The following is a 12,719-nucleotide window of genomic DNA, read 5'->3' as shown; positions in this document are numbered from 1 at the left end:
TTACTCACCTCCTTCGATGTACTCGCCGTTGAGGTACTGCTCCATCTCGTCGGTCTCGTAGCCGGGACGCAGGCCGAGTTCTGCGGGCCGCCACAGCCCGTCGCCGTCCTCGCCGGCGTCGCCTTCCTTCTCGAATTTGACGAACGATTCTCGCGGCGCGCCGTTGGCGCAGTAGACGTCGGGTGCGAACCCTTGGCCGATGGACTGGCCCATCAGGTCCTTGCGGTTCATGTTGTCGCCCAGAATCGTCGGCCGGAGCCACGAGCGGGTCATCGACTGGTGGCCGCCGCGGCGGTACAGCGAGACGTAGTCGGTCTCCTCGTTTTTCGCCAGTCCCTCGCGCTCGGGCGTCGCCTCGACGGTGCCGTGGCTGGACTGGTTGAGGTTGAACCAGCTACGGGTGACTCCGCGCGGCATCGCGGGCTGGTAACGCACTCTCATCAGCGCCCGGGTGTACTCCTCGGGATCGCCGTCGGCGCTCGGGTACGGCCGATCCGACGGGTCGGCGTCGACCCAGACGTAGTCGCCGTCCTCGAAGCCCTCTTCGCGGGCGTCCTCGGGGTTCATCTCGACGTAGCCCTCGCCGAAGTACGGTTTCCGGTTGTCGGCCCGGTCGCGGTCGCCGAACGGCCCCCACCAGACCGCGATGTTCGGCAGGGCGTTACAGTAGGTGTGCGCCCCGTGGCGGTACTTCGGCGTCATGTAGGAGTACTTGTAGCCGGGGTCGACGTCCTGGAGCGGGTGGTGTGAGTCGAGCAGTTCGTCGGTGCCCAGCACCTCGTTGCGAACCTGCCGGGCGCTCGGGTCGTCGACCTTATCGTCGGGCCAGCCGAGATCCTCCGGCGTCTCGGGGTCGATCAGCGGGTGGTCGCTGTCGTCGACGATGACGTTCGGCCGGTAGATGGTCCCGTCGACGGCCTCCCGGTGGACCGGGAGGTTCTCGCCCATCGTCGACCAGATTTCCTCCTCGCGGAAGAACTCCAGGCGGCCGGTCTGTGTGAACCACGGGTGGTCGTCCTCGATCTGGCGGGTGCCGACCTTCGAGGGATAGGTCGTCCCCATCATCGTCACCGGTTCGCCGCGTTCGGCCTTCTCGATCAGTTCCTCGACATCGTACCCTTTGGTCATGTTGGAGTTGTCGAGGATGCGCTGGAGGTACGGCTTGCCCCGGTACTCCTCTTCGTCGATGAACTCCCACATCTGGGCGAAGCGTGGCTCGTCGAGTTTCTCCGCGAGTTTCTCGGCGACGCCCTTGTAGACCTGCGTGTCGTGTTTCGTGTCGTAGATCCGGTCGATTCCCGTCTCGGGATAGACCAGCATGAACGGGTTCGTCACCGAGGCGGTCACGTCGTGGACGTTCTGCTCGGCCCAGGAGTCGACGGGGAAGACGATATCGGAGTACTCGCAGGTCATCGTCCACCACCACTCGTTGCAGAAGAACGCCTCGATCTTACCCTCCCGCAACATGTCCTCGATGATCTTGTACGACCCCTTGGCGTTGCCGAGAATCGAGTTCGAGCCGGCGACCCAGAACGACTTCGAGGGCGTGTTCATGTGGGAGTCGCCCTGGAAGTACTCGCCTTCGATCTTCAGCGGCTTGTCGATGTTCGAGTAGAAGTGCATCGACTCCATCGTCAGCCGCGGGTCCACCTGCGGGTCCGCCTCGGGATCGAGTTCGGGGTTGAACGGGTCCTCGACGTGGTAGTGGGGGATCCCGTTGAACATCGGGGCGCGGTAGTTGCCGGCGTAGCTGCCGATGTTGCCGCTGTGGGTGCCGATGTTTCGCGTCAGGCTGGCGACGAGGAAGGCGGCCCGATCCTTCAGGTCGCCGTTGAAGTACTGGTTCGGCCCCATCCCGGTGAGGATGAGCGTCTGCTCTTTGTTGTCGGCGAGTTCGGCCGCCATGTTCGTGACCGCTTCCGGTTCGGTGCCGGTCACCTCGGCGGTCGACTGCGGATCCCAGGTCTCCTGCAGGTACTCCTTGACCAGGTCGAACACCGGGCGGACCTCGACGGTTTCGCCGTCTGCGAGTTCGAGTTCCCAGCTCCCTTCGAGGCTGGCGTCGCCCTCGAAGTTGTCACCGACCTCCTCGCGGTTGACCGCGCGGACGCCGCCCTCGCCGGGATCGTAGACCACGAAGTCGTCCCACTCCTCGCGCTGGTCCGGCGTGATCCACTGGTCGGCCTCGTTGACCGTCGTCGGCGCCGGGTGTTCGGAGGCCGGCGCGACCTGCGTGCGTTCGAGGTCGTCGGGGTCGTAGTTCTCGAACACGTCGCTCGCGCGCAGGTGTTCGCCCGTGTCCATCCGCACGAGCAGCGGCAGGTCCGTGTTCGACGTGACGAACTCCTCGTCGTAGTCGCCGTTGGCGATGATCTCCTGTGCGATGCCCAAAAACAGCGCCGAGTCCGTCGCCGGCCGGATGATCACCAGTTCGTCGCACTTCGAGGCCGTCGCGTTGTAGTCGGTGTAGACGCCGGTGACCTTGGTGCCCTTGATCCGGGCCTCCGTCAGCCAGTGGGAGTCGGCCATCTTCGTACACGTCCAGTTCATCCCCGACAGCACGATGTGGTCGGCGTACTCGACGTTGGCCAGGTCGAAGTCGACGGTCTGCTGGCCGGTGACCATCGGGTGGCCCGGCGGCAGGTCGGTGTGGAACGAGTAGTTGTCCCCGCCGACCGCGCCCAGTGCATCGTCCTCGGGCACGTCCCGGACGTGGTGGTCCAGAAGCGCCATCGAGTTGGCCACGCGGTACTCGCCGAACAGGCCCAGGACGCTCAAAAGCGGCATCCCGCCGCGGAACTTCATCGTCCGGGTGCCGACGCCCTGCATCTCCTCGACGACCCGCTCGTCGTAGCCCTGGTCGAGGAGCATCTGCTGGGCCTCCTCGCCGGAGTAGTGATCCGCGATTTCGATGAACGTCTCCGCGGCGTACTCGAAGGCCTCGTCCCAACTGGCCTCGTACCAGCCGTCTTCCCCGCGTCGAGCGTACTCCTCGGGCATCGAGCCGTCGTCGTCCCGCGGGAAGCCGTCGTCGACCCACTGTTTGAACCCCTCCCGGATCTTCGGCGAGGTGACGCGGCGCTCGCCGTAGAACCGCTCGATCATCGCCAGCCCCTTGTTGCAGACCCGGGGATCCCAGCGATCGGAGACGCCGTTACCGTACAGATCCTCCGCGTCGCCGTAGTTCATCGACGGGCCGAGGCGGGTGACTGTCCCGTTTTTGACGTTCGCTTCGAGATAGCAGTTGTGCGTGTCGTTGGGCCGACAGGCGAGGTAGTAGGAGCTGTCGACGTCCCAGACATCGCGGTAGTGCTGGTCCCAGTCCTCGTTGGGGTACTGCTCGAAGGGATTGGAGAGGGGTTCGCGCTGGTCCGGCTGGTCGTCGCCGCTGCCGGACTGACCGTCGTCCTCGGAGAACCGCCTGTACCCGAGATAGCCGAGACCCACTGCCCCGGCGGTGCTGGCCGCGCCGCCGAGGATCTCACGTCTGGTAAACGGCAACTCGCCCCCCTGGGAGTCGGGCTGGTCCTCGCTCATGGGAACCACCTGCCTTCCGATCCGCGCGCCGTTTCCGTGGCGTGCTGGTTGGGAGTCATGCTACACACGACAGTTCAACAGGGGAGTATAGAAGGCGTGTAGCCGATTTCAACCTCAATGAGAACAACTCGCACATCTGCCGGAATTGTTCGGGTCTCCGGTTATCCGAAACGAGGCGAACATATTCGTGCCAGCAGTTATATACGCGAGGAATTCCGCGGGAGCCTCTGCCGCGACAGGCCGTCGTCGGTCCCCGGTGCCCGACGGCCCGCGGACCGGTTCGCATTTTCAGTGCTCTGGAATCGTGGAGACACATTACAACGAGGACGGGGTATACCGACACACCGATGTCCGTTGCTGACCCTCCGGTCGATGGCTCGCCCCGGCGTGGACTGGCCGCCGCGACGCTCGGGTTTTTCGTCGGTTTCGCCGGAGTTGCCGTCATCGGCCCGGTCGGTGAGGCGTTTCGGAGCGCGATGGGACTGTCGGGGCTGTGGCTCGGTCTGCTCGTCGGCGCTCCGAGTTTCGTCGGGTCGGTGCTTCGGATTCCGTTCGCCGCGTGGGTCGAGCGAGCGGGCTCGAAGCGCCCGTTGCTCGTGTTACTCTGTCTGTCGGTTCTGGGCATGGCGGGGCTGGCGGCCGTTCTGGTCTGGCTGTATCCTGACGGCCTCTCGATGGCCCACTATCCGCTCGTCTTTCTCTGTGCGACGCTGACGGGGTGCGGCGTCGCGAGTTTCTCGGTCGGTGCCGCGGGAACCTCGTACTGGTATCCGGCGGACAGCCAGGGCACCGCTCTCGCTGTCTACGGCGGAGTCGGGAACAGTTCGCCCGGGCTGTTTACGATCGTCCTCCCGCTGGCAGTGGGCGCGCTCGGCGTCGTCGCCTCCTATCTGCTCTGGCTGGGCTTTCTCGTTGTCGGAACCGTGGTGTACGCAGTCTCGGCGGTGGACGCGCCGTACTTCCAGTATCGTTCTCGCGGCGAGGCGCACGAGCGCGCTCGTGAGCAGGCGCGCGCGGACGGACAAGAACTGTTTCCGTCCGGCGACGCCACCGAGGCGTTTCGACGGGCCGCGGGGACCGCTCGAACCTGGGCGCTCGTCGCGCTGTACTTCATCTCCTTTGGTGGGTTTCTGGCGCTGACGGTCTGGCTCCCCTCCTACTGGAGCGAGTTTCACGGCCTCGACGCCCGAACTGCTGGGCTGGTGACGGCGCTCGCGTTCACGCTGTTCGCGACGGTCTGTCGGGTTCCGGGCGGACGGCTCACGGATCGATTCGGCGGGGAACGGGTCGCGGCGGTAAGCTTTGCGTTCGTGGCGTTAGGAGCCGCTCTGTTTGTCCTCGCCGGGACACTGCCGGCGGCGGTTGTCGCGGCACTCGTCGTCGGCCTCGGTGTCGGCGTTGCGAACGCCGCCGTGTTCAAACTCGTCCCCGAATACGTCCCCGACGCCGTGGGCGGCGCCTCCGGTCTCGTCGGCGGTCTGGGTGGCCTCGGTGGGTTCGTCTTCCCGCCCATTCTCGGTGCCGCCGTGGACATCTCCGGTCGGGCCGGCTACGGCCACGGATTCGTCCTCTATCTGGCCCTCGGTGTCGTCGGCGTCGTGCTCTGCTGGCAACTCCGTCGGTACCGACCGACCTCCTCGACGGCCCGGGCCGCCGTCGGGACTGACTAACCGCTGACCCCCGGAGTAGCAACCCACCGCGGGGACTCTCCGTCAGGTGTCCACGACGTACGATTGGTGGTCGCCGCGCGTCTGCACGTCGACAAAGTGATGCCGGGTCGCGTCTCCGACGTCGCCGACGACCGACCGCCGCTCGCTGTCCTCGCCGTAGACCTCCTCGATTCCGCGGAGGTCGTGTTCGTCGAGCAGAGCCAGCGCCGGGTCGGGCAACTCCCTGTCCCGTTCGACATCGACGATGAGGAGCCGATCTGTGAAACTTTTCGCCAGAAACGCGTCCCGGATCCCGTCGTACTCCACCAACTGATCTGCGACCTCCTGAAGGGCGTCGCGTCGATCACTCATTACCCGTCTCTGCTCCCGCCTGATCCAAAGCAGTGAACCCGAACGTCTTCGGGATTCTCGGCCGGAGCGAGCTTTTTTGCCGGCCGCCAGCGTACCACCGATATGGGCGATACAGCCTGTTACCGGGAGTACTGTCCGGACTGCGACGCCGAGGTCACGATTGTCACCGAGCACTGTCCCGACTGCGGCCGGCCCCTCTCGATCCAGTGACCCGCGGGTCAAAAGAGGGCCGCGCTCGGCTGGCCATACTCGACAAATATTCTTTGGTAATCGGATCGTACTCGCCAGTCCGCCTCTGACTGCCGGGTGCACAGAGAGGTCTTACTCGCTGTCGACGAACTCGCCGTCGACCCCCGCCCGAGGGTATCGTCTGCGTCTCTCGCTCGAAGGACCTTACTCTACGCTGTTTACAGAACTGACCGGATTGGACAACGAACGTACATTAATCCCCCGTGAATTTCTTGAAATAGCTAATTTGTACTTCAAATCACAGAACTGTCTTTCGTTTGATTATAGTGTATCACTAAGTTATAAGTCGGCTCGAACACACCCTCTCTGTGTTAAGGTACCGTTATGAATCTTCCCGACAAAATCTTTGCAGTGGGCGGTGCGGGGAAAGCGATTGCACTGGAATTACTCGAGGCGGAGTGGATACTTGAGGACCTTCTCGAGCCGCGTCCGGACCCCTCGTCGCTCACCGTCACGATCATCGACACGGCGGAGGGTGAGAAGAACACCGATCAGGAACGGATTCACGAGATTCGACAGCGGATCCAGGAGAAAGAAGAGGAGCTACGCGATCCGTCGAAGGGCCGGACCGGAACTATCGAGGTCGAGTACAAGCTTATCACCGAGGATATCCATCTGAGCGGCAGTATCGACCTCATCGGCGACGACGCAGTCCCCAGAATCGCCGCCGGAAACGGGATGGACGAGGACAACTGGTGGATCGAAGAGGAGCACATCAACGAGAACCTGGACTTCGCGAAAGGGGTCGTCCGGAAACGCGGGCTCGGCAAAGCCATCTACTACAAGGCCTACGCCGAGGACGACCAGATCTCCTCGTACATCGATCTCTCACAGAAGGGCAAGGTGGCGATCATCGCGGGTCTCGGTGGCGGCACGGGATCGGGCATCCTCCTCGATCTCGCACAACACCTCCAGGAACGACAGCGAACCGCAGAGATCACGCTGTTCGGTATCCTTCCGAACCACACCGAAGGCATCAAAGAGAACACCAACGCCTTCGCGGCGCTGTCCGAACTCGAGTACGACGCGCTGTCGGGCAACAACGTGTTCAAAGACCGGATTCTGATCCCGATCGACCCGACCGATTTCGACGGAAAGATCGGCAACCGGCTGCAGTCGGACAAACTGCTCGAGGAACTCGACGAGGCGATCCTCTACCTGTTGACGGCGTATTACAACACCGAGGGGCTGGAGGACCCGTTCGCGGACACCCCGTCGTTCGCGCCCTTTACGATCGGGATTCCACAGGTGCTCCGGTACAACGTCGAGGCGATCAACGACTCCCGCGGGCAGTTCCGCGAGGTGCTCACGGAGAAAGACGAGGCGCTCCAGCACGAGGCGGAGATCTACAACCGTATCGACCGGTTCCTCACGCGACATTACGACCCCGACAGCGCCGACCTCGACGGCGGCCTGCGTGATCTGGACGAGACCGACCTCAAAGAGCGGCTCGAAGACGTAGAATCCTGGCTCGATTTCGAGCTATTCGACGAACTGGAGTACCACTCGCTCGGAATCTTCGAGGACATCATCGCCGACGCCAAAAGCGAGACCGACGACGTGGTCGAACAGATCGACATCATCTCCGGCTCGCTCCGGGCGGTCGACGCCACGAGCCAGGAGACGGGGACGTTCGTCGACAACATCGACGAACGGCTCGCGGAGATTCTCGAACAGGACCTGACGATGATCGTCCGGCGGAAGGAACTGCTCCAGCGCCGCCAGGCAATCGAGCACAACCGGATCCGCGACGCCGTCGAGTACCTGATGGGCATCGGTGACGCGACCGCCGCACCGGGTGTCAAGCTCCAGCGGCTGGAGGCGAAATACGAGGACATCGAGGACACGTACGACGAACTGACCGCAGACCTCGAAGATGTCACACAGCGACTCGAGGAGAAACGCGACGAACAGTCCGCGGAGATCGAACGCCAGACCTCCGAGTGGATGCGCGAGGTGGAGGCGGATCTCGAACAGCTCCAGCGGCTGGACACCGACCAGATCCAGGCGATCCTGTCCGATCTGATGGGAGCGATGGACCGGTTCGTCGGGGATGTCGTCAACGCGGCGTCCCACCAGGAAGTCGATCAGGCGCGGGATAATCTCGTCCTGGAGCAGATCGACCGACTGGGCGAGGCGCTGGACGCCGGCGGCGTCGCGGCCGACGACCACCTCCGCGCGGTCTCCGGCTCGCTGACTGATCTCAAGCGAGCGAAGAAAGCCTTCCTGACGATGAACCAGGAGGAGGGCACTCTCGAATCGATCACCCCCTGGAAGAGCGACACCGAGGAGCGCCGCGAGGAGGCCAACAAGGACTACCGCATCCAGAAGAACAACCTCGCCGAGAGCGGCGTCTTCCAGGTCGGGCCGCCGACGGGCAACTTCAACGTCGATATCACCTTCGATACGGAGGTGATCCTCGATCAGTGCCGGCGGAAAGAACAGCGGCTCCGAGAGACGGCAATCGACCGGCTCCGCTCGCAGGTCGAGGAGATTCCGCCCGACGAACAGGAATCGCTGGAGACCGAACTCGGCTCGCCAGAGCCGGATATCGACCGGATCCGCGAGATCGGTCGGTCCGTGATCCGGCGTGACATCGGCGAGACCGACCAGCTCGAACAGCGTCGGGACGACCTCCAGGCCGACCTCGACGAGATGGAAACCGAGATGGAGGTGTACGGCCCGGCAATCGACCTCTTCCAGGAGGTGAACAACCGCCGGGAGAACTGGGAGCAGAAGACCAGTTCCTTCCAGAAGAAACTCGCCGAACAGACCGACAACACCGACCGGGGTAGCGTCGCACAGAGCGACGATTACGTCTATCTCAAAAACGTCCAGCCGAACGACATCTTCCGGGCGACCGGCCGGGACGACATCGCGGAGAGCGACCTGTTCAGCAGCGAGGAGGAGAACCAGCGCCTCCGCAGCAACCTCGAAGAGTTGGCACAGAACGCCCGCCGCGAGCAGTACACGGGTCTGCTCCGACGGAAACTGGACAAGGGGACCTCGCGGTACAGCGATCTCAAGGTTCGAGTCGCGGTCTCCAGTCCCGCCGTCGACCAGATCGATTCGGACGCCCTCGACTTCGAGGATACGTTCCGCGACGCGTTCGACCTCGGCGCGAGCGGCAAGCGCGTCGAGAGCCCGTTCACGAGTTGGCCCCAGGACAGCGGCGGCCCGTGGGATATCGGTCTCTCAGTGTTCATCACCGGCGTCTTCCTCGACAACATCAGGAAAGTCGTCCAGGCCGACGGCTACTACGCCGGCTACGAGCAGAAATACGAGGAGGAAAACGGCGACCTCCGCATCCACCACAGCTACGGCCTCGAAGACGGGATCTACGTCCGGCGGAAGGATCTGCTCAACCTGGAAACTGACGACGACGTGGCCTTCTACCTCCGCGATCAGGACGAAATCGTCGACGACCTACTGAACAACTACGTCGAGACCGTCGAAGTGGGCGACAACTAATCTCTCAGCAGGATTACGATGTATCAACTAACGCTCTACTGTCGACCCGAGAGGAGTCAGCTATGAGTAACGCGATCCAGTATCTGCGGGACAACAAGGAGAAGCTCACCCTCGTCGGTTACTTCGCCCTCATCCTCGCGCTGGCGTGGCCGATGTCCGGCATGTTCGCCGACGCCTGGCAGGCGACGCTGACGGGCCGTGGGATTCCGAACGCGATCATCCGCTTTCTCCGGTTTGCGGTCTTCGGACCCGTTCTCAGCTCCTCGCATCAGACCGTAACCGCCGCGGGACTGGGGCTCTTTCTCGGTCTGTTGGTATTGATGACGATCGATCCGAAAAAACGGTGGCAGGCCGCGCTGCTCTGGATCGGTACCGTCATCGCGTTGGTCGGACTCCAGTCGTTCGGGCTGTTGTTGCCCCAACTGAACGTTGCCGAGCAGGGACCGGCGCTGGTCGGTGGCGTCGTCGTCGGCTTTCTGTTCGGCGGTGGACGCCAGGTGATCGACCTGTTCGAGGGCGAGACAGTCGAGTTCCGGCGGGCCTCCCGTGCGCTGTTTTTCGTCATGGCCGGACTGGTCGTCGTCTGTTTCGTCGAGGTCCACTTGCAGTACCCCGGCATCTACATCGACGCCGACACACCGTTCCAGCCTCAGATCGTCAACAACGGCTTCGGCATCAACACCGCTGACCTGCCGTTGCATCTCGGGGCCTCCGTGGTGTTCATCGCGACGGCGAAACGGTTCGTGGAGTACGACGCCGACAGGGAGTTTTTCATCCTCGGTCCGCGAGCGTCCGGGAAGAGCCTGTTTCTCATCGGCGCGTATCTCGAAGCGCTCGAACGCGTCCGCTCGTCTGATAAGAACATTCCGCTGGAGCCGAGTCAGGATCTGATGAGCATTCTGGAGGCGCTCGACCGCAAGGAGACCGACTGGATCGTCGAGGCGACGCCGCCGGGGCAGGTGAACGAACTGAGTTTCCAGTACGTTCACGGCTCCGTGTTCCCGAAGAACATCCGCCTCTCCGCGCTGGATTACGCCGGCGAGTATCTCAGCCGGTTGCCGGACGCGCTGACGGGAGCGAAGGAGTGGGAGGAACTCGACAACACGGAACGGCGGCTCGTCGAGGGGATCGAAGACTCGGACACGCTGGTGCTCACGATCGATATGAGCCGGTACGCCAGGGACGAACCGCTCGATATCTCGGAGTATTTCAGCATCCTGCAGGCCGTCGACGGCAAGGATATCCTGCTCGTCGCGACGAAAGCCGACGTGTTGCTCGACGAGTTCGAGTCGGAGCGAGGGCTCGAAGCCCACCTCGATTACGAGGAGTTCACGGAGTTCGTCAACAGGCGGCTCCGCCAGAACGAGAACATCGAGGCACTGGTCGCGGAGACGAACCAGGACATCCATCCCGTCTACTACCAGACGAAAGTCGACGACGACGGCAACCGGGTGCCGATGCGCGACGACACTGGCACGGTGATGACTGTCGGCTTCGACGAACTACTCGATAAACTAGGGCGACTCTAAACATGGCTGACCTCACCATCTACGACTCCCAGGGCGACGGCATCCGCGCGGACAGCGGAACGCAGAGCCAGCGAATCAAGGACCTGTTTTTCGACGGCGTCAGACTGGCTGGGACGCAGACTGGTGGGAGCTACGAGATCATCTGTTTCTTCCGAGCCAGGGAGTCGAGCGCCGCTCGATCCGAGCAGTACTACGCCGTCTACCGCTCGCAGACCTCACAGCGAGAGGCGTTCGAGGCGTTCCCGACCGCGTTGCGACGGCGCATCGAGGACGAGTACGGCCTCTCCTTCGACACTTCGACCGACGATACCGAACTCTTCCGGTACGTCATCGGGGATCGAGACCCCTCGGGGAACCCCCCCGAAACGAACAAACTCGACGACGTTGTCGAGATGCTCACCGGCGGCGCCTCCGAGTTCGGTGACGGAGACGAGTTCAGTTCCGGGGGGTCGTACGGACGGCACGGTGACCCGCTCGACTCGGGATCGACCGACCGGTACGGAAACTCGGGGGACGCTCTCGACCCGTTCTCGGAGTCCAGCGGTGGCGCCTTCTCCCAGAGTCCGAAAGAGGCGGCCGACCCGCCAACTCTCGACCAGGCCCGCCTCGGGGTCGGGAACCCCGAAGCCGCGCTGAACGTGGCACAGTATCTGAGCACGGACGTGAGCGGCTTCGTCGTCGCGGAAAATCCGTCCAGCAACGCGCTGGACGAGTACGACGTCGTCATCGAGACCGGTTCGTACGTCGGCCTGGAGTTGCTCGGAGAGACAGGTCAGGCCTACCAGACCTATCAGGATCGGATCGAACAGATCCGCAGACAGCGACAGAAGGCACTCAGTAGCGACGACGACGGAAACCGGCTCAAACTGCTCGCCGCTGGCGGGGCTGTCGTCGCGATTCTCGCGATTGCCGTCGCCGCCGCGTACGTCCTCGGCCTGTTCGGACTTCCGGGCTTTCTCTCCGACGGCGGCGACACCGGCACCGGATTCGGTGACCTGGCGATGACCAACGTAACCGCCGACTGGGTGGCAAACGGCAGCAGCACCGATCTCGCCGTCAACGGCACGCTCACGGAAAACGGGGAGCCGATGGCCGATGCGGGGCTGCAACTGGTGATCAACTCCTCGACAGGCAACTTCTCCGAGCAGTTCACCACCGACGCGAACGGCACCTTCGAGCAACGCATTCCGAGTTCGGAGATTGCCGAGGATGTTACGATCACTGAGGAGTTCGACATCGAACTCGAACATCTGGAGTCCGGATTCAACCAGCGTCTGGCGTATCCGGGCCCCGGACCGGAACAGGACAGCGAGACCGGCGAGGGATCGGATGCGACGAACAGTACGTCGGACTCGACCGGTACTGATAGCTCCGACTCCACCGACGGTTCGGACTCGACCGAGGGAACGGCCGGTAGAGACGAGATCGGCGTCAATCTCGACGCCGAGTGGAACGACGCCGGCGACCAACAGGAGCTATCCATGACGGGCAACGTGACGAGAAACGGGACCAGTTCGGCCAACGAGACGGTCGATATCGTCGTGACCGATCCCGGGTCCACAGAGTACAACACGACGGTAGAGACCACCACCGCTGGCTTCTCCGCGACCGTGAACGAGTCGACGCTCTCCGGTGTGGGCGTCAACCCGGCAGAGTCGCTCACGGTCACGGCCACGCACCGCCCGACGGGAGTCAACGCGACGGTACAGGTCGATAGTTACCAGACGGCTGCCGCCCAGATGCCGGCGTTATCGAGCGCCGACGCTGGCCCGTGGTCGGGCGCCGACCCGCGGGGCGCCCGTGGCGTCGGCGGTGTATCAGCAGGGTGAGCGCCCCGCAGTGGGGCTAAGCGCCGCCCTGTCGCTTATTTATTCGGATTCCCCTGAAAGAACGTGTTCCGAGGAGAGGAACC

The 12,719-nt window shown here is 63.4% G+C and carries 6 protein-coding genes; 4 read left to right on the top strand and 2 right to left on the bottom strand.

All coding sequences use genetic code 11. The features are described 5' to 3' along the window. Nucleotides 1–3,537: a molybdopterin-dependent oxidoreductase gene (locus tag GRX03_RS07425; protein WP_159763562.1), complete on the bottom strand. Its 3,537-nt coding sequence runs from the start codon at nt 3,535–3,537 to the stop codon at nt 1–3. 347 nt (nt 3,538–3,884) lie between these two features. Here GRX03_RS07425 and GRX03_RS07420 point away from each other — a divergent pair, with 347 nt between their 5' ends. Then, nucleotides 3,885–5,207: an MFS transporter gene (locus tag GRX03_RS07420; protein ID WP_159763561.1), complete on the top strand. Its 1,323-nt coding sequence runs from the start codon at nt 3,885–3,887 to the stop codon at nt 5,205–5,207. Nucleotides 5,208–5,249: 42 nt separating this feature from the next. Here the strand turns inward: GRX03_RS07420 and GRX03_RS07415 are convergent, their stop codons facing one another. Continuing rightward, the gene (locus tag GRX03_RS07415) at nt 5,250–5,558 is read right to left on the bottom strand and encodes a hypothetical protein (RefSeq protein ID WP_159763560.1); all 309 of its coding nucleotides are present in this window, start codon (nt 5,556–5,558) and stop codon (nt 5,250–5,252) included. Between the two features lie 600 nt (nt 5,559–6,158). On the opposite strand from GRX03_RS07415, the gene GRX03_RS17130 reads away from it, so the two are divergent. The 3 genes from GRX03_RS17130 (at nt 6,159) to GRX03_RS07400 (ending at nt 12,636) form a co-directional block, all read left to right on the top strand. Then, nucleotides 6,159–9,278 (top strand): tubulin-like doman-containing protein, encoded by a 3,120-nt coding sequence (locus GRX03_RS17130; protein WP_449271933.1) that lies wholly within the window; start codon nt 6,159–6,161, stop codon nt 9,276–9,278. 62 nt (nt 9,279–9,340) lie between these two features. Then, nucleotides 9,341–10,807, top strand: coding sequence for a hypothetical protein (locus tag GRX03_RS07405; RefSeq protein ID WP_159763558.1), 1,467 nt, complete (start codon nt 9,341–9,343; stop codon nt 10,805–10,807). 2 nt (nt 10,808–10,809) lie between these two features. Next, nucleotides 10,810–12,636 (top strand): hypothetical protein, encoded by a 1,827-nt coding sequence (locus GRX03_RS07400; protein ID WP_159763557.1) that lies wholly within the window; start codon nt 10,810–10,812, stop codon nt 12,634–12,636. The last annotated feature ends 83 nt before the right edge of the window (nt 12,637–12,719 follow it).

Origin of the sequence: Halovenus carboxidivorans, assembly GCF_009831575.1 — an archaeon.
GTDB classification, from domain to species: Archaea; Halobacteriota; Halobacteria; order Halobacteriales; family Haloarculaceae; genus Halovenus; species Halovenus carboxidivorans.
The sequence above is the reverse complement of the archived record's forward strand: the minus strand, read 5'-3'. Positions and strand labels throughout refer to the sequence as shown.